Source organism: Vreelandella sulfidaeris Esulfide1 (assembly GCF_054072535.1).
Genome location: NZ_CM133364.1, coordinates 4,169,030 through 4,186,676 on the forward strand (window position 1 = coordinate 4,169,030; position 17,647 = coordinate 4,186,676).

The 17,647-nt window shown below is 53.1% G+C and carries 15 protein-coding genes; 4 read left to right on the plus strand and 11 right to left on the minus strand.

Translation table 11 applies throughout. The features are described from left to right. Positions 1-119: 119 nt before the first annotated feature. Together ACW44H_RS19385 and ACW44H_RS19390 are read right to left on the minus strand one after the other, a co-directional pair. Entirely contained in the window at positions 120-1,001 is an 882-nt protein-coding gene (locus tag ACW44H_RS19385; RefSeq protein ID WP_457506104.1) for a c-type cytochrome, read from the minus strand. Positions 1,002-1,191: 190 nt separating this feature from the next. Then, on the minus strand, positions 1,192-1,995 hold the full coding sequence (locus ACW44H_RS19390; RefSeq protein ID WP_457506105.1) for a GNAT family N-acetyltransferase: 804 nt from the start codon (positions 1,993-1,995) through the stop codon (positions 1,192-1,194). Positions 1,996-2,283: 288 nt separating this feature from the next. On the opposite strand from ACW44H_RS19390, the gene ACW44H_RS19395 reads away from it, so the two are divergent. The 3 genes from ACW44H_RS19395 to ACW44H_RS19405 all read left to right on the plus strand — a co-directional run bounded on the left by ACW44H_RS19395 (position 2,284) and on the right by ACW44H_RS19405 (position 5,087). Then, the gene (locus tag ACW44H_RS19395) at positions 2,284-2,964 is read left to right on the plus strand and encodes a response regulator transcription factor (protein WP_457506106.1); all 681 of its coding nucleotides are present in this window, start codon (positions 2,284-2,286) and stop codon (positions 2,962-2,964) included. Continuing rightward, positions 2,961-4,358, plus strand: coding sequence for an ATP-binding protein (locus ACW44H_RS19400; protein ID WP_457506107.1), 1,398 nt, complete (start codon positions 2,961-2,963; stop codon positions 4,356-4,358). Before ACW44H_RS19395 ends, ACW44H_RS19400 begins: the two co-directional genes overlap by 4 nt. Positions 4,359-4,487: 129 nt before the next feature. Then, a complete protein-coding gene (locus ACW44H_RS19405) occupies positions 4,488-5,087 on the plus strand; it encodes a CBS domain-containing protein (protein ID WP_113270187.1) in 600 nt (199 codons plus the stop codon). 104 nt (positions 5,088-5,191) lie between these two features. Here ACW44H_RS19405 and nhaD read toward each other — a convergent pair whose 3' ends face one another. From nhaD to ACW44H_RS19425, 4 genes are all read right to left on the minus strand, one after another. Then, positions 5,192-6,658 carry a sodium:proton antiporter NhaD gene (gene nhaD, locus ACW44H_RS19410; protein ID WP_113270188.1) on the minus strand — a complete coding sequence of 489 codons (1,467 nt, stop codon included), beginning with the start codon at positions 6,656-6,658 and terminating at the stop codon, positions 5,192-5,194. Positions 6,659-6,880: 222 nt separating this feature from the next. Next, the gene (glmU, locus tag ACW44H_RS19415; RefSeq protein WP_457506108.1) at positions 6,881-8,257 is read right to left on the minus strand and encodes a bifunctional UDP-N-acetylglucosamine diphosphorylase/glucosamine-1-phosphate N-acetyltransferase GlmU; all 1,377 of its coding nucleotides are present in this window, start codon (positions 8,255-8,257) and stop codon (positions 6,881-6,883) included. A 1-nt stretch (position 8,258) separates the two neighbouring features. Continuing rightward, the gene (locus tag ACW44H_RS19420) at positions 8,259-9,401 is read right to left on the minus strand and encodes an FAD:protein FMN transferase (protein ID WP_457509091.1); all 1,143 of its coding nucleotides are present in this window, start codon (positions 9,399-9,401) and stop codon (positions 8,259-8,261) included. 93 nt (positions 9,402-9,494) lie between these two features. Beyond that, on the minus strand, positions 9,495-10,295 hold the full coding sequence (locus ACW44H_RS19425; RefSeq protein ID WP_457506109.1) for an undecaprenyl-diphosphate phosphatase: 801 nt from the start codon (positions 10,293-10,295) through the stop codon (positions 9,495-9,497). A 204-nt stretch (positions 10,296-10,499) separates the two neighbouring features. Between ACW44H_RS19425 and ACW44H_RS19430 the strand changes: the two genes are divergently transcribed. Beyond that, positions 10,500-11,693, plus strand: a complete 1,194-nt coding sequence (locus ACW44H_RS19430; RefSeq protein ID WP_113270191.1) for a cation diffusion facilitator family transporter — start codon at positions 10,500-10,502, stop codon at positions 11,691-11,693. 31 nt (positions 11,694-11,724) lie between these two features. On the opposite strand, the gene mgtE is transcribed toward ACW44H_RS19430, so the two are convergent. From mgtE to atpA, 5 genes are all read right to left on the minus strand, one after another. Beyond that, positions 11,725-13,101: a magnesium transporter gene (gene mgtE, locus ACW44H_RS19435; RefSeq protein WP_457506110.1), complete on the minus strand. Its 1,377-nt coding sequence runs from the start codon at positions 13,099-13,101 to the stop codon at positions 11,725-11,727. 132 nt (positions 13,102-13,233) lie between these two features. Then, positions 13,234-13,662, minus strand: coding sequence for a F0F1 ATP synthase subunit epsilon (locus tag ACW44H_RS19440; protein WP_113270193.1), 429 nt, complete (start codon positions 13,660-13,662; stop codon positions 13,234-13,236). Between the two features lie 24 nt (positions 13,663-13,686). After that, complete coding sequence (gene atpD, locus ACW44H_RS19445; RefSeq protein WP_113270194.1) at positions 13,687-15,066, minus strand: F0F1 ATP synthase subunit beta; 1,380 nt, start codon at positions 15,064-15,066, stop codon at positions 13,687-13,689. 73 nt (positions 15,067-15,139) lie between these two features. Beyond that, positions 15,140-16,027, minus strand: coding sequence for a F0F1 ATP synthase subunit gamma (gene atpG, locus ACW44H_RS19450; protein WP_113270195.1), 888 nt, complete (start codon positions 16,025-16,027; stop codon positions 15,140-15,142). 68 nt (positions 16,028-16,095) lie between these two features. Further along, entirely contained in the window at positions 16,096-17,640 is a 1,545-nt protein-coding gene (gene atpA, locus ACW44H_RS19455) for a F0F1 ATP synthase subunit alpha (RefSeq protein ID WP_113270196.1), read from the minus strand. Between the last annotated feature and the right edge of the window lie 7 nt (positions 17,641-17,647).

Below are 17,647 nucleotides of genomic sequence, written 5' to 3' on the forward strand. Positions count from 1 at the left end.
AGCGGACGTTATTAGGGGGAAAGCGTTAAAAGACAGGCTTTAAGAAAAGAAATATCCACAGGGCAGTGACCAAATCACCCTGTGGATAAATTACTTAACCGTTCACTGCTTGCTGTCGCTTATTCAGCTTCAGCCATCATGTAATCAACAATCGCCATCACTTCTTCGTCTGCAAGGTTCGGGTTGCCGCCTTTGGCGGGCATAGCGCCAATGCCGTTAATGGCGCTGGCATAAAGTTCATCAGCCCCTTTTTCCAAACGCGCTGACCAGGCATCAGCATCTCCCAGCTTCGGAGAACCAGCTACGCCAGTTGCGTGACACGCCGAACAGCCAGCGCTTGCGTAAAGCGATTCACCGTCCAGGTCGCTTCCACCACTCGCTGCTTCGTCACTTGCGGAAGCCTCATCTTCACTCGCGGCGTCTTCGCTAGCCGCCACTTCTTGCTCAGCAGTAGCACCCTCTTCAGAGGCAGCGCCATCTTCAGCGGCTGCAGTCTGTTCCGCAGTTTCCTCTTCAGGTGCTGCCTCTTCTGAAGCGGCTTCATCGCCGCCGCCTAATTCTGGCACGTCCATCACCGGCTCGACCAAGTGCGCTACCGCGGCTTCAACCTCTTCATCAGAGAGGTTAGGATTGCCACCTTTAGGGGGCATTGCGCCAATACCGTTAATAGCATGCTCTAACAGCGTGGCAAAGCCTTGCTCGGTACGCTCAGCCCAAGCTTCTTCGTTACCGCGAACAGGCGCACCCGCAGCGCCGGATTCGTGACAGGCACTACATACATTGCCGTAGATACCTTCACCATCGATATCACCGCCACTGCTAGCACTATCGCCTGCTGGTGCCGCCGCTGTTCCACAGTCTTGGCCTTGTAAACAGAGTTGACCTACCGGCGCTAAACGCTCGGCAATCGCATCACGTGCTGCGTCCTGAGCGTAAGCACCTGTTGTGCCCGCCATGACGCCGAGGGCCGCCAGCCCACTCATGATCAGCTTAGCTTTCACTCTCACCACCTCTTGAGTATTGTCATCAAACGTTTTCCCTCAACCCCTGTGCGCGGCAGCGCCAACATCAACGATGCACCGCCGAGACGCCAAGACATGCGTATTGGTGCTAGTATAACGGCAACGCAAAGCGCAAGAAAATGCTACTAAGCGCGCCTATGTCACTAATGGCTGCTATTTAGGCCTTATCTTAATGCTTCGTCCCTTGCTCCACCCCTTTCCATGCTAATAAATGCTGCTGTGCATAGCGCACAAAACCAGCCTGCTGGTACAGCCGTTTGGCCGGTAGATTGACGTCATCAACCGCCAGCACAACGTCAAGTGCTCCTGACTGTTGGGCAAGCTCCAAGGCTTTATTTAACAGCGAGCGGCCTAAGCCTTTACCACGCCAATCAGGCGCTAGCCCCATTAACATAAGCTCCCATCGCTCTAAGTCCGGATGGGGGGCCATCAACAGAACGCCCACGGTAACGCCTTGATAATCCACGGCATACCAATATTGTGGCGCTTGGGGAGCCTGCTGATAAAAGCCGGCTAATAACTCGTTCTCTGAGAGTACGTTACGCAGAGCACGGCTATCCAGCGAATCGTGTCCCACGGCGGCCAAAAGGGCCAACTGTTCCGTTTGAGTTAACGCAGCAAACGGTTGCAGTGACAATGGTCTCGTTTCATTCATTGCTAAACGGCGGTGACTGCTGCCAGTTAAATGCTCCAAGCAGACCAAGCGCTGCATGCCATGCTCACTCAACAGTGCTTCTGTCTCAGTAGCCTGGGACGATAGCGTCAGGTGGCATAGGCGCATATTCTGCGTTGTTACCCATTGGTATGCCGCACGCAACAGCGCGTGGGTATGTTCAGCCGCTACGCTGGGTAACGGCAACCATAATTGGGCCATTTGTCTGGGTAAGCACTGCACCCAGATGGCGCCACTCAGTCGCCCAGCCGTGTAACTTACCCACAATCCTTCCCAGGCTTCTTCTGGTGCGTTCGACATTGTCTTCAAAGCACTACTGAGCGATGACTGTAATGCAGAATCATGCGCTGCTGCTAAGTAGAGCAATGCTTCGCGCCGCTGGCTTGGCGGGCAGGGAATAGCAGATAAGGAGTTTAAAGGACGCTGATGCGGTTTAACCAATGACGAGACTCCGAAGCAGTGATAAAGCATGCTACGTTATTAACCTACCGCCCATCCTGACGGTCTGAACCTTCTAATGCTACTTTTTCAATATCTAACGGTTTAAGTACCAAGCAACAGCAGCCCCATAGGAGTGAGCACCCTGCCATGCGTATATTGTTAGTCGAAGATGATCCCAGCTTGGCCGCGGGCATTCGCTTGGCATTAAAACCCGAACACTTCACGGTGGACCACCTTAGCGATGGGGTTACCGCCTTGGCTGCATTAAAGGAGGGCGAGCCCTTTGATGCGGTTATTCTAGATCTGGGGCTGCCACGCATGGATGGCATGCAAGTGTTAGAAGCCGTTCGACGGCAGGGCAATCGCGTACCCATTTTGGTATTAACCGCTAGGGATGCCGTCGATGAACGTATCGCCGGGTTGGACGCAGGTGCAGACGACTACTTAACCAAGCCGTTTGAAGTCGCTGAATTAAAAGCACGCCTGCGTGCCCTGTTGCGCCGCAGTAGTGACCAGGTAAATAGTGCCCTGGAGTGTCGCGGTATTCACCTAGACCCGCTAACCATGCGTGTTAGTTATCACGGTCAACCCGTGGTGTTATCACGTCGTGAACTGACATTACTGCAAGAGTTTATGAGCCACCCTGGACGAGTGTTCACCCGCGATACGTTAACGCGCTTGGTTTATGGCTGGGACGAGGACGTCGAAAGCAACACTATTGAAGTACATGTGCACCACCTACGACGAAAATTCTTTCCTGACCTAATTCGCACGTTGCGCGGCATTGGTTACGTCATGGATAAAGCGGATCAGGATGGGCACTCATGAGTTCCATTCGCCAACGCACGCTAGGGCTGGCGCTGTTGGTGTTTGGTATTAGCATGCTGATGATTGGCTTTATCAGCTATCGCTACGCTGCCCATGAAATTGAAGCGTTGTACGATGCCAGCCTTGAGCAAAACGCACGTTTATTAGAGGGCTTACTGCAAGCCCCGCTGCCGGAAGAAGCGCGTAACGTATTACTCAACAGCCTGGAAAACGCCTTAGGGAATGCGAATGCGGCGAGAACTGACCGGCGCTTGGCAGAATACCACGAGGATAGCCAGTTGGGATTTCAGTTATGGGAAAGGGACAGACTCCTTCTGCGCTCAGCCAACGCCCCCGTGTCGCCGCTAATCAATCCCCCTTACGGGTTCACTAGTCAGCTTATCGATGGGTACGAATGGCGCCTTTATGTACTTGAAGTCACCGGCACCGCTCAGCGAATTGTAGTCAGCGAGCGTGAAGATATGCGCGGCGATATTATAAGCGCGGTTGCACTGCGTACATTGATGCCCGACTTGATTGGCCTTCCGCTACTTACCCTTCTGCTGTGGTGGTCTATCGGTTGGGGGCTAGCCCCTCTCTCGCGTGTGGCCGAGCAAATACGCAGTCGTGATCCACATAATTTACAGCCCTTAACGCTTAACCCACTACCCCGAGAATTAGCCACTATTGCCGGAGCGCTTAACCGCCTGTTAGAACGGATCCGAATAATGCGCGTGCGCGAGAAGCGCTTTATTGCGGATGCCGCCCATGAACTACGCACTCCTTTAGCGGTACTTGACCTACACGCCCAGAATGCACTGATCGCTGACAATGTTAAAGATCGCCAAGAGGCTCTCAACCACCTGCGCGATGGCGTCGCAAGGGGCACCCGTTTGGTTACCCAGCTGTTAACGCTTGCTCGCCTGGAGCCTGAAGATGAGTCGCAACCCGAGTACCGCACCACCAACCTACTGAGTGAAGTGCGTGAGATGTTGGCCAAAATTTCGCCATTGGCTGCTGAACGTGAACAGCAGTTGTTGCTAAACGCTGATGAACAGGCAGATTGGTTGATGTTAGAAGAGCCAGGCGCCATTGAAACCCTGGTACAAAATCTGGTGGGTAATGCTATTCAACACTCGCCGAATCATAGCGTGATCAGCATTACGCTAGCGACGACGCCGCAATACTTTCAATTAATAGTGGATGATCAGGGCCCCGGCATACCGATCAATGAGCGCAAAAAAGTAGTGGAGCGCTTTCAGCGAGCAGGCCCTAGCGCTGGTTCAGGGCTAGGGCTTTCTATCGTTGAGCGGCTAGTTATGCGCCACAACGGCACGCTACAGCTTGATGATGCCCCCAACGGGGGATTACGCGTACAAGTTGCTCTACAGCGCCCAAAGGAAAAATCTAAATAATACGCCTGTTCTTTGTACACTCGCGTTTTATGGGTCTCTTAAGGTTGCGGTAAGAATTGCATGCAACTGTGGAACTGCATGGTGAGCCAGACAACAACGGCTCTCCTTTTCTCCACATGGAGGTCCCTGATGAACCAAGTAACCTTTTCACCTAAACCATTAGTTCAACTAAGCTCAACGCCGCTACTAGCCATGCCTGCACCGCGGCGTCTGCTGCCCACTAGCCCTGCGATGACCGTGCTTACCGATTTTTCTCAGGTAGTACCTCAATCTGTAGGTGCCGAGACGCCCATCGACGAGGCGCACCTAAAGATGCGTTATGGTGGCGTTCGTTTGCTGTTTGTTATGGATAAACAGGCACACTGTATTGGCGTTATAACCTCGAAAGAAGTCATTGGCACTCGGCGAATTAACCTAGCCATGCAGCAGCGTAACCTCACCCGTGCGGAAGTCACGGCTGAAATGATCATGACACCCTGGCACAAACTCAGCGCCATGCCCGTTGCACAGCTTGCCTCGCTGACGATTGAAGATTTAGTGTTGTCGATAGACACGGTTACCGATCAGCATCTATTAATCACTGAGCAAAACGATAACCACGAGCTTAGAATTCGCGGCATTATCTCAACAAGCGATATACAGAGCGCGGTGGGTAAAGAAGCTAACCCAGTACCTATGGCAAAGAGTTTCGCCGATATTTGCCAGGTCATAACCGGCCACGACTTATAACGTTTCAGCGTTGATAAGCCTTTAAAAAAATTTAGTAGTCCTTTAAATAAAAACGCCCTTCACCGATTTCTCGGTGAAGGGCGTTCTAATTTATAAGAAGATGTTTAAAACATCGACGCATTAATCCACAGGTGCGTGGCGATACTCGCCGCATAGCCTAATAAAATGGCCGGCATCCAGCGCAGGTGCACGGCAAAGGTATAGATCCCGCGTGCCTGCCCCATCAGAGCGACGCCTGCAGCGGAGCCCATCGAAAGCAAACTGCCGCCCACGCCTGCCGTCAGCGTCACCAACAGCCAGTTACCTTCCGACATATCTGGGGCCATGGAAAGTACCGCAAACATGACCGGAATGTTATCCACTACCGCCGAGATAAGACCCAACACCACGTTCGCCCACACGGGATTCCAGCTGCCGTAAAGCGTTTCAGAGAGCAGGCTGAGATAGCCCATAAAGCCAAGGCCACCCACACACATTACCACCCCGTAGAAGAACAGCAGCGTATCCCACTCGGAGCGCGCAATACGGCTGAAAATATCAAACGGCACCACGCTACCGAGCTGCTCGAGTTTTTTCCAATCGCCACGGCGCGAGTAGCGCTCGCGCTTGCGTTCCAGCGAACGCGGCAGGCTGCGGCGCAGGTAGTAACCAAAGAACTGCAGCAGGCCTAGGCCAAACATCATGCCCATGGCAGGCGGTAAGTAAAGGATCGAGTGGCACAGCACTGAAATAGCGACGGTGATCAAAAACAGTACGATAATCCGCCGCGCCCCACGCTTGAGCCAAACATTTTCTTGTAAAGCGGCCGGCTGGCGATTCGCGATAAAGAAATTCATGATCACCGCAGGCACCATGAAATTGACTATCGCAGGAATCAGCAGTGCGAAGAAACCTTCGAACGGTACCTGGCCCGCCTGCCACACCATTAGCGTGGTGATATCGCCAAACGGGCTGAACGCACCGCCAGCGTTGGATGCCACCACCACGTTCACACAGCAAAGGCCGATAAACTTGTTATCGCCTTCGGCCACTTTGAGCACTACGGCGCACATCAGCATGGCGGTGGTCATATTGTTGGCGATCGACGAAATACCAAACGCCATCACCCCTGTGATCCAGAACAGGCTGCGATAGCTGAAGCCTTTGCGCACAAGCCAAGAACGTAGCGCATCAAACACGCGGCGCTCTTCCATGGCATTGATATAAGTCATCGCGACCAGCAAAAACAGCAGTAGCTCGGCGTATTCAAGCAGCGTTTCGCGGAAGGCGGTTTCTGCCTCTTCCGGCATGCCCGCTTGTACATAGACCCAGGCCACGAGTGCCCAGATAAGGCCTGCGGCGACCAATACAGGCTTAGACTTACGCATGTGCAGTAACTCTTCACTCATCACCAACGCGTAGGCGAGCACGAAGATCACGACAGAAGAGATACCGGTTAGCGTGAGGGTAAGATCAAGTGGCCCGGCGGCAGCATAAGAGAGAGATGGGAGTAGAAAAAGCGAGCAGGCGAGCAACAACCAAGCGACCCGGCGAGCTAAATGCCGAGTTACGAGGACGTTTGGTGGTTTCATGGCGATATTATCCAATCAGGGGGAGAAAGACCGCCACGATCATAAGCACCCTAATGAAATGCTGCAACGCAACGGTTGCGCATAAGATGCGACGTATTGCCGCATCTTGTAAAGGCTTTTTTATTAGTTTTACTACGCATAAAGTTTGGCGTGTTCATCATTACACCGCCACGCTTTTGGCTGGATTACGTGACGGGCCTAAGTGAGAATAGATATACGGTTTTAAGTACTAGGCTTCGTCTTTTTACTAGGGCGCAGCCAGTCAATTTTTTCTATCTGGCGACTGCGCGTTACTGCCAAGGCGTAGTCGGTGACGTCTTTAGCAATCGTAGAACCAGCCCCCACCGTAGCACCTTTGCCTACCGAGACAGGTGCAACCAGGGCTGTATTAGAGCCAATAAAGGCGTTATCACCAATGTCTGTGTGGTGTTTATTGGCACCATCGTAGTTACAGGTAATCGTACCTGCGCCCACGTTCACGTCACGCCCTAAGCGTGCATCACCTACGTAACTTAGGTGATTAATTTTACTGCCTTCACCTACATCGGCATTTTTGGTTTCAACAAAATTGCCTACCTTGGCTTTTATTGCCAACCGTGTTCCAGGGCGTAGCCTTGCAAAAGGGCCTATCTGATTGAGGCCGGCCGCGACCGTACCCTCTATTACGCTGTGGGAATCGATTACGCTTTCTGCGCCAATGGTGCTGTCTTTGATCACGCAATAAGGACCAATACGTACGCCCTCGCCTAATTCAACGTTACCTTCGAATACACAGCCCATATCGATAAAGACATCATGACCGCAGCTCAAACGTCCGCGAACATCCAAGCGTGCGGGGTCGGCAAGCGCCACTCCCTCTGCCATCAATTTATCGGCAACCTGCTGTTGGTAAGCGCGTTCGAGTCGAGCCATTTGCGCTCGATTATTGACCCCTTCCACTTCTACCGCGGTGGCCGGCTGGGCTGTACATACTTTAATTCCCTCATCCGCGGCCATGGCAATCACATCGGTAAGGTAGTACTCGCCCTGCGCATTCTCAGCAGAAAGTTGCGGTAACCAGCGTTTCAGCTGGGCACTGGTCATCGCCATAATACCGGTATTACATTCGCTGATCGCAAGTTGTGTGCTGCTGGCATCTTTCTGTTCAACTATTGCCACTGCATCGCCTGCGTCATTGCGTACTATCCGTCCATAGCCCGCAGGATCCTCTAGCGTGACCGTTAACAGCCCCATATGCTGCTCATCTACTTGGGCCAACAGCTCGAGAAGCGATTCCCGCCTCAATAGCGGTACGTCGCCGTATAGGATCAACACCTTGCCGCTGCCCAACTGCTCAAGCGCTTGAGCTACCGCATGCCCGGTGCCCTTCTGTTCAGCCTGAACAGCAAATTGAACAGCATTTTCTGCCAACGCCTCGCGCAACTGCTCAGCCCCATGGCCTATCACTACATGGGTGCGATCCGGCTGCAGCCCTGAGGCCGTATCCAGTACATGCTGCACCATGGGCTTGCCAGCCAAGGTATGCAGCACTTTGGGAATTTGGGAACGCATGCGCGTCCCTTTACCTGCTGCGAGAATGACGATATCCAGTTCTTGCATATTATTCCCCTGTTACCGGTTGTTCGGCGGGCATGGTCGTTTGCGGAATGGCGGTTGGCAATGAAGGAGCGGGTAATTGTTCAATGCCTAACTCATTAACCAGCGTTTCACCAAAATAATTAACAAATTCTGGTGTGGCGATGCTGCGCCACTGTTCGCCTTCGCGAACGAGCAAAAGTGCCTTGAGATTGTTCTCAATAGCCATCTGCATAGCGTCTTGTTCGCCCACTACCAACAGTGCTGTTGCCCAAGCATCTGCCCAAGCGTTTGAAGGATGAAAAACTGACACCGAAGCAACTTGGTGAGTCACTGGCCGCCCCGTACGCGGATCAATGGTATGGGAGAAACGTTCCCCTTCTACTTCAAAATAGTTGCGATAATCGCCTGAGGTGGCCACCGACATGCTCTCTAGCGGAATAATATGCTGGGCACGCTGCTGCCCATCTTCAGGCACCTCAATGCCAATTCGCCATGGTGTCTGTTCGTCTTCATCACGCAGACCACGGGCGATCAAATCACCGCCTAAATTGACTAGGTAATGTTCCAATCCCTGTTGATCTAGATATGCAGCCACTCGATCAGTGGCATGGCCTTTGGCTACACCGGAAAGGTCGACAAATACATCGCGGGTACGGCGTGCCTGCATATTTTGAGTATCTACCTCTACCGCATCAAAACCCACCTGAGCAAGTTGCTGGGCCAGATCATCGTCAGAAGGCACTTCTTCTGGTCTTGCGCCAGGCCCAAAACTCCATAGATTAACCAAGTCGCCCACGGTAATATCAAAGGCACCGTGGCTGGCTTCAGCGACTGTCTGGCTGATCGCCAATACCTCAATGAGTTCATTGGAGAGCGGCTGCCACTCTTCTAAAGGCGCCTCGTTAAAGGCGATTAGTTCGGAATCATCGCGGTAAGTGGACATCGCCTGGTCAACACTCTCCAGCTCTGCCAAAAAGCCTTCTTTCAATTCAAGGGACTCACCCTGAGTGAGCGGATCCATAATGGTGACTTGATAAAAGGTACCAAATATATTTCCCTCAAAGCGCACGGGAGGTTCCAGCGGGCGGTCATTCTCTGAACAGCCTGCGATACCTATTAGTAAGCCCAGCATAGCGACTATTAATAAGCTTCTTCTCCTGACCATACGCCCACCATGCATATACCCACCAGACTTGTTTCTAACAGTCTTTTCCATAGCTGCTTTGCCTTAAAAAAATAAAGCTTTAAGAATGAAGCCCTAAAAATGAAAGAACCATAGCAGCCAGGCGCCGAACAGCACCCGATAAATAACAAAGGGCTGCATGCCTATTTTTTGGATAATTACCAAGAAATAATGGATGCACAAATAGGCACTAATACCCGACAGTAACGTACCCACTAACATTGCGACCCAATCTATCGACTGCTGCGTGTTAAAAAGCCCAACGGCTTCTAACCCGCCTGCCAGCACAATGACTGGAACCGACAGTAGAAACGAGAAGCGAGCGGCCCCTTCTCGACTCATCCCCACCATCAAGGCCGCCGTAATGGTGATACCCGAACGCGACGTGCCGGGTATTAGCGCCAGCGCCTGGGCACCACCTATGATCAGCACATCCTTTAAACGTAGTTGGTATTCACTACGCGTTCCCCGCATACGCCAATCGGCATAGCCCAACAACAGTCCGAAAGCAATTAAGCTGATGCCGATAATCAACGTAGAACGCATGTAATGCGAAATAACATCGTGCAGTAGTAAACCAACTAACCCCACGGGAATGGTCGCTAACGTCACCCAAAATGCCAAGCGCGCATCTTCATTTACGCCTTTCCCGCTGACCGCGGCTAGGCTATTGATAACCATCTGCCAAATTTCCCGGCGGAAATAGATAATGACCGCTGAGAGGCTGCCTAAATGCAGTGCCACATCAAAGGCTAAGCCTTGATCTTGCCAATCTGTCAGCACAGGCACCAAAATCAGGTGGGCAGAGCTGGAAACGGGTAAAAATTCTGATATCCCTTGCACAACCGCCAACACCACCACCTGTAGCCAATCCATAGGTAATCCTGTGTGTAAAAAATTAATGTATTCGTTTGTAAAGACGCTTAAGGATACACATCCGCGATTTTTTTGTCCGCTCTTACCGGCATTAACGTTAAAAAGCAGCGTTTTAACGGCCGAAAGAAGTTGAGACTGTAGAGGAACAAGCGTAGTGCGCTACAATAGGCCACTAATGAAAGCGTGCGTCCTTGTAAGGTACCCATGACTCAGACCATCGAAACGCCAGTGGTTCACGACCAAGAGCGACTTAGCCAAGAGGCCAAGCGTGTCACCTATATAGGCGCGTGGCTGGATGCATTGCTAAGTATCGTCAAAGTCACCATTGGTTTTATGGTCGGTTCAGCGGCGTTGATCGCCGACGGTATTCACTCCCTATCAGATTTAGTCACCGACGGTTTTGTGCTGGCGGCGATTCATTACGGGCGTCAGGAACCCGATAAAGATCACCACTACGGTCATGGCAGAATCGAAACCCTTACCACCCTACTGTTGGGCAGCGTACTGATCTTCGTAGCGGGAGGTATTGCCTGGTCTAGTATTGATCGTCTAATTAGCGGTACCGACGTTAATGCACCTGGCATGCTGGCGATCGTCATTACAGTGATCGCGCTATTTAGCAAAGAGTGGATTTTTCGCTACACCATGCGGGTTGCCAAGCGGGTAAAGTCCAAGTTACTCGAAGCTAACGCGTGGCACTCGCGCAGTGATGCCTTATCCACTGCCGTGGTACTGGTGGCATTAGTCGGCGCCCAGTTTGGGTTGGGTTGGCTGGATGCCGTGGCTGCCATCATCGTCGGGTTATTAGTCGGTAAGGTAGGGTTGGACTTGTTGTGGGAGTCGGCTCGCGAGTTGGTGGATACTGCGCTGCCGGTGGATGTACAGAACCAAATGCACGATGTGGCCTGTAGCGTGCCGGGGGTGGATAGCGTTCACGACCTGCGTACGCGCCAGTCAGCCGGTTGGGTAATGGTCGATTTGCACGTGGTGGTGGGACCTAAGATTACCGTCTCCGAAGCCCATGAAATTGGTAATGAAGTCAGCCGCCGCCTGCGCCATGAATTCCCCGCGCTCACCGATGTGATTTTTCACGTTGACCCGGAAGACGATGCCGGTGCAGGCGACCCCAGCCGCCTGCCTGGGCTACCGCTGCGGCCTGAAGTAGAGGCTGCCCTGGATGCGCGTTGGTATAAGCACCCGGTATGGCGCACGCTGAATGAGCTACAGCTACACTACCTGGACGATAAGGTCTCGGTATCGCTAATCATTGCTGATGCGGTACACCAACCGCCTCAGTGCCTCGCTAGCCAGTTAAAAGCGCTGGCTAGCGATATCGAGTGGCTGGGCCATGTGGAAGTGCTGTTTATTACCCGCGCGGCCAGCAGCTCTATGCGCTAGGGCTTCGAGCTTTTATGGGTTAGCGCAGACTTTATGAGAGCAATAGTGTCGCTATGCTGAAGTAAATCACCACTCCAGAAGCGTCAATAAGCGTGGTCACCAGCGGTGCCGAGGCCGTGGCAGGGTCGACCTTAAAGCGCTCTAATACAAACGGAAGACACATCCCCAGCAGGCTACCGAATAGCACGATGGTGACCATGCTAAAGGCAACCACCATCGCCAGCGCTTCACCCCCACGCATAATGCCAATCGGCGTTACCGCGATGGCCATGGTGATACCCAGTGACCCGGCGACAAGTAGCTCACGCCCCAGTAGTTTGCCCCAATCTTTGACACCCACGTCTCCGGTCGCCATACCGCGCACCATCAGCGTGGCTGCCTGGGCCCCGGCGTTACCGCCACTACCGATCAACAGCGGTAAAAAGAACACCAGCGCTACCTGAGCAGCAATGGTTTCTTCAAAATAGGCAATCCCAGCGCCCGAAAACAGGTTGGCGAAGACCAGCAGAACCAGCCAAAACACCCGTTTACGGTAAAGGCTCCAGAGCGGCACACGGCTAACGCCATCCTCCAGTTGACCGATCGACATCCCTTTGTGGAAATCCTCTGTCGCCTCGGACTCAGCGACATCCATTGCATCATCGTGGGTGACAATGCCGACCATGCGGTCACCGGCATCAATCACCGGCAGCGCTAACAGGTCGTACTTCGCCACAATTCGGGCGACATCTTCCTGGGCGTTATCGACCCGGGTGCTGATAACATCTTTAATCATAATGTCATCTACAATAGCCCCCGGTCGCGCCACCATCAGTTGGCGTAATGACATGGTGCCAATCAGTTCACCGTCGCTATCCAGGATATACAGCTGGTAAACCGTTTCCGCATCGGGGGCCGTCTGGCGTACCCGCATCATCGCTTGCGACACCGTCATGCCACTGGCTATGGAGACATAGTCAGAGGTCATGATGGCGCCTGCCGTACCCTCTTCGTAACTGGCAAGCCGCTTTAGATCTTCGCGCTCACGGTGGGCCATACGACGTAATAACGCCTCACGGCGGTCTTCACTGAGGAGATTAAACAGGTCGGCACGTTCGTCCGAGCCCATCTCTTCCAGCAGCTTGAGTACCTGACTGTCGTCCAGCTCCTTTACTACCTCAAGCTGGCTTTCACCAGGCAAATAGCCCAGCACATTAGCGGCGCGCTCGGCAGAAAGAATATCCAGCAGCGTGAGCGCAGCAGACAGTTCTTCATCATCCTCGATCATCTCTTCGAGCACTTCACCGATATCCGCTGAGCGGGTTTCGGCTAAGCGTAAAGAAAGCACTGATTTACTAGGCACTTCCTTAGCCAACTCATCGAGCAGTTCGGCTTTTAATTCCTGTAGGCTTTCATCATTCAGTGCCATGGCTCTCTCCTTCACGCTAACAAACGACGTGCTGCCGACTTACTCCAACTATATTACCAGACAAAAAAAACGCCCCTTAAACCCACATTTGCGGGGTTAAGGGGCGTTGGATGCACGCCAAACGCGTGAAAGTTAGCCTTTACCCGCCTTTTTACGCAGTTGCTGAATCGTTCGCAACTGAGCAACGGCTTCGGCAAGTTCAGCGGCAGCCCGGGTATAATCGAGCTCCGATGATTTCTCGTTAAAGGCTTTCAGCGCTTGCTGACGCGCTTCTTCGGCAGCAGCCTCATTGAGGTCGCTGGCACGTGATGCAGAGTCGGCCAGAATCGTCACGACATCCGGCTGGACTTCCATGAAGCCACCCGAGACAAAGAAGTTATCTTCCTTGCCATCATCATGAATCACGCGGACCGGACCCGGCTGAAGCTCAGTCAGCAGCGGGGCGTGGCCGGGTAAAATACCCAAGTCACCCATCATCCCGGAAGCGATCACCTGCTCAACAGTACCTGAGAAGATGGATGCTTCAGCGCTGACGATATTGCAAGTAAAGCTATTCGCCATAGCGAATCCCCCTAATGGACGGGATTACTTCTTCATCTGGTTGGCTTTCTCGACAGCTTCGTCGATTGAACCGACCATGTAGAAGGCCTGTTCCGGCATATCGTCGTATTCACCCGCAAGGATGCCCTGGAAGCCACTGATCGTGTCTTTCAATGAAACATACTTACCTGGTGAACCGGTGAATACCTCAGCCACGAAGAACGGCTGCGACAAGAAGCGCTGGATTTTACGCGCCCGGGAAACGGCCTGCTTGTCTTCATCAGACAGCTCATCCATACCCAGAATGGCGATAATATCCTTGAGTTCCTTGTAGCGCTGAAGAACGTTCTGCACACCGCGAGCAGTCGCATAGTGTTCTTCACCGACAACCAGCGGGTCCAACTGGCGCGAGGTGGAATCGAGCGGGTCGATCGCCGGGTAGATACCCAATTCGGCGATAGAGCGCGCTAATACCACGGTAGCGTCCAGGTGCGCAAAGGTGGTCGCTGGCGATGGATCGGTCAAGTCATCCGCAGGGACGTAAACGGCCTGTACGGAGGTGATTGAACCGGTCTTCGTCGAGGTAATACGCTCTTGCAGAACGCCCATCTCTTCAGCGAGTGTCGGCTGGTAACCTACTGCTGATGGCATACGACCGAGCAGGGCTGATACTTCGGTGCCGGCCAGGGTGTAGCGGTAGATGTTATCAACGAATAGAAGAACATCGCGGCCTTCATCACGGAATTTCTCAGCGATAGTCAGACCGGTCAATGCAACGCGCAAACGGTTACCCGGGGGCTCGTTCATCTGACCGTAAACCAGCGATACCTTATCGATAACGTTGGATTCAGTCATTTCATGATAGAAGTCGTTACCCTCACGTGTACGCTCACCTACACCGGCAAATACAGAGTAGCCGCTGTGCTCGGTGGCGATGTTGCGGATAAGTTCCATCATGTTAACGGTTTTACCAACACCGGCGCCGCCGAACAGACCCACTTTACCACCCTTAGCAAACGGGCAGACCAAGTCGATAACTTTGATGCCGGTTTCCAACAGCTCGTTTGACGCTGCTTGGTCGGCATAGCTCGGTGCTTTACGGTGAATCGGCATGCGCTCTTGCTCGCCGATTGGTCCTGCTTCATCAATCGGCTCACCGAGTACGTTCATAATACGGCCCAGCGTTTCCTTACCTACCGGTACGGAAATAGCGGTACCTGTGCTGGTCGTTTCCATGCCACGCTTCAAGCCCTCAGTAGAGCCCATGGCAATGGTGCGCACCACGCCGTCGCCCAGCTGCTGCTGGACTTCGAGGATAGTCTCAACATCGGAGACCTTCAGCGCGTCGTAGACCTTGGGCACAGAGTCCCGCGGAAACTCTACGTCAATCACCGCGCCGATGATTTGTACGATACGTCCGCTCATCTTGGTTCCTCTCTAAAACCTGCAAATGAAACCTGTCTGCCGGGAGCCGCTAGCAATAATGGCTCCCTAGGCGTTAAACGGCAGCTGCACCGCCGACGATCTCAGAAATTTCCTGGGTAATGGCGGCCTGACGGGCCTTGTTATAAACCATCTCCAGATCGTCGATCAGGCCGCCTGCGTTGTCAGTGGCACTTTTCATAGCGATCATTCGGGCAGCTTGTTCACAAGCGCCGTTTTCCACTACCGCCTGATACACCTGTGATTCGATGAAACGAACCAGCAGGCTATCAAGCAACGCCTTGGCATCCGGTTCATACAGGTAGTCCCAGCTTCCGGGACGGGCGTTTTCTTCGTCTTGTTCAGCGTCTTCGCCTAAATCAGACGACAGCGGAAGAAGCTGACGAACCACTGGCTTTTGCGTCATGGTGTTCACAAACTCATTGTGCACCACGTAAACCCGGTCAAGACGTCCTTCATCGTACGCTTCGAGCATGACCTTGATGCTGCCAATCAACCCTTCAACCGTTGGGGTTTCGCCTAAACCGCTCTTCGCCGCCACCAAATTACCACCGTAGTTGCGGAAAAAGCTGCTGGCCTTGGCGCCCAGGGCGCAAAAATCCTGCTCCACACCCTGCTGCTTCCAACCGACTGATTCTTTCAGTAAGGCTTTGAAAAGGTTGTGGTTCAAGCCACCGCATAGACCACGGTCTGTGGAGACCACAATGTAACCTACGCGCTTAACCTCGCTACGCTCGACCATGTAGTCGTGCTTGTATTCGGGGTTAGCGTTGGCAAGGTGGCCAACCACATTACGGATCTGCTTAGCGTAAGGCTGACTAGCTCTCATCAGGTCTTGCGCTTTACGCATTTTCGATGCAGCTACCATTTCCATGGCGCTGGTGATCTTCTGCGTATTTTTAATGCTCCCAATTTGGGAGCGTATCTCTTTTGCAGCTGCCATAGCGATCTACCCTTCGTTCGTGGCTCTCAGAAAGCATGCAAACCCGCCCATCACAGGCGGGCTAGACATTACCAGCTCTGAGTCGCCTTGAACTTCTCGAGACCCGACTTCAGGCTGTCTTGAATCTCACCATTGTAGTCGCCGGTCTGGTTGATCTTGTCGAGTAGATCGCCGTGTTCAGACTTCATGTAGTCGTGCAGAGCACGCTCAAAGTCCAACACCTTGTTCACTTCGACATCATCCAGATAACCTTCGTTGGCGGCGTACAGCGAAAGCGCCATTTCCGCTACCGACATCGGCGAGTACTGGTTCTGCTTCATCAACTCAGTGACACGTTGACCGTGTTCGAGCTGCTTACGCGTGGCTTCATCAAGGTCAGACGCAAACTGCGAGAACGCCGCCAGTTCACGGTACTGAGCCAATGCCAGACGTACACTACCGCCTAGTTTTTTGATGATTTTGGTCTGTGCCGAACCACCTACACGCGAAACCGACAGACCCGCGTTAATCGCCGGACGAATACCGGAGTTAAACAGGCTGGTTTCCAGGAAGATCTGACCATCGGTGATCGAAATCACGTTGGTCGGAACGAACGCAGACACGTCGCCACCCTGGGTTTCGATGATTGGCAGGGCGGTCAAGGAACCGGTTTTGCCTTTCACTTCACCATTGGTGAACTTCTCAACGTAGTCGACGTTAACGCGCGCAGCACGCTCCAGAAGACGCGAGTGGAGATAGAACACGTCACCAGGATAAGCTTCACGGCCGGGCGGACGACGCAGCAGCAGCGATACCTGACGATAGGCAACGGCCTGCTTGGAAAGGTCGTCATACACAATCAGCGAGTTCTCGCCGCGGTCGCGGAAGTATTCGCCCATGGTGCAGCCAGAGTAGGGTGCGAGGAACTGCATCGGCGCGGGATCAGCAGCACCGGCAGCCACTACAATGGTGTGTTCCATGGCGCCATGTTGTTCCAGCTTGCGTACTATGTTGGCAATGGTCGACTGCTTCTGACCAATGGCAACGTAGACACAGGTCACGCCTTTGCCTTTCTGGTTGATGATCGCATCAATGGCAATGGCTGACTTACCGATCTGGCGGTCACCGATAATCAATTCACGCTGGCCACGACCGATCGGCACCATCGCGTCGATTGACTTCAGACCGGTTTGAATCGGTTCATCAACGGATTGGCGGGTGATAACGCCCGGCGCTACTTTTTCAACAGCGTCGGTCATTTTAGCGTTAATGTCGCCCTTACCATCGATGGGGTTACCCAGCGCATCGACAACACGACCAATCAGCTCAGGACCCACCGGCACTTCGAGAATACGACCGGTACACTTGGCGGTCATGCCCTCTTCAAGCTGCAGATAGTCACCCAATACCACGGCACCTACGGAGTCACGCTCCAGGTTCAGTACCATGCCAAAGATGCTGTTGGGAAATTCAATCATTTCACCAAACATCGCGTCTTCGAGGCCGTGAATTTTCACGATACCGTCGGAAACAGTGACGATGGTGCCCTGATTACGGGCTTCGGATGCGACGTCAAGCTTTTCAATTCGCTGCTTGATGATGTCGCTGATCTCGGAAGGATTCAGTTGCTGCATGCCATGT

Coding starts and splice junctions, on each gene's coding strand:
- ACW44H_RS19390 (WP_457506105.1), bottom strand. CDS start 1,995: ATGTCGAACGCACCAGAAGAAGCCTGGGAAGGATTGTGGGTAAGTTAC.
- ACW44H_RS19395 (WP_457506106.1), top strand. CDS start 2,284: ATGCGTATATTGTTAGTCGAAGATGATCCCAGCTTGGCCGCGGGCATT.
- ACW44H_RS19400 (WP_457506107.1), top strand. CDS start 2,961: ATGAGTTCCATTCGCCAACGCACGCTAGGGCTGGCGCTGTTGGTGTTT.
- ACW44H_RS19405 (WP_113270187.1), top strand. CDS start 4,488: ATGAACCAAGTAACCTTTTCACCTAAACCATTAGTTCAACTAAGCTCA.
- nhaD (WP_113270188.1), bottom strand. CDS start 6,658: ATGAAACCACCAAACGTCCTCGTAACTCGGCATTTAGCTCGCCGGGTC.
- glmU (WP_457506108.1), bottom strand. CDS start 8,257: ATGCAAGAACTGGATATCGTCATTCTCGCAGCAGGTAAAGGGACGCGC.
- ACW44H_RS19420 (WP_457509091.1), bottom strand. CDS start 9,401: ATGGTCAGGAGAAGAAGCTTATTAATAGTCGCTATGCTGGGCTTACTA.
- ACW44H_RS19425 (WP_457506109.1), bottom strand. CDS start 10,295: ATGGATTGGCTACAGGTGGTGGTGTTGGCGGTTGTGCAAGGGATATCA.
- ACW44H_RS19430 (WP_113270191.1), top strand. CDS start 10,500: ATGACTCAGACCATCGAAACGCCAGTGGTTCACGACCAAGAGCGACTT.
- mgtE (WP_457506110.1), bottom strand. CDS start 13,101: ATGGCACTGAATGATGAAAGCCTACAGGAATTAAAAGCCGAACTGCTC.
- ACW44H_RS19440 (WP_113270193.1), bottom strand. CDS start 13,662: ATGGCGAATAGCTTTACTTGCAATATCGTCAGCGCTGAAGCATCCATC.
- atpD (WP_113270194.1), bottom strand. CDS start 15,066: ATGAGCGGACGTATCGTACAAATCATCGGCGCGGTGATTGACGTAGAG.
- atpG (WP_113270195.1), bottom strand. CDS start 16,027: ATGGCAGCTGCAAAAGAGATACGCTCCCAAATTGGGAGCATTAAAAAT.
- atpA (WP_113270196.1), bottom strand. CDS start 17,640: ATGCAGCAACTGAATCCTTCCGAGATCAGCGACATCATCAAGCAGCGA.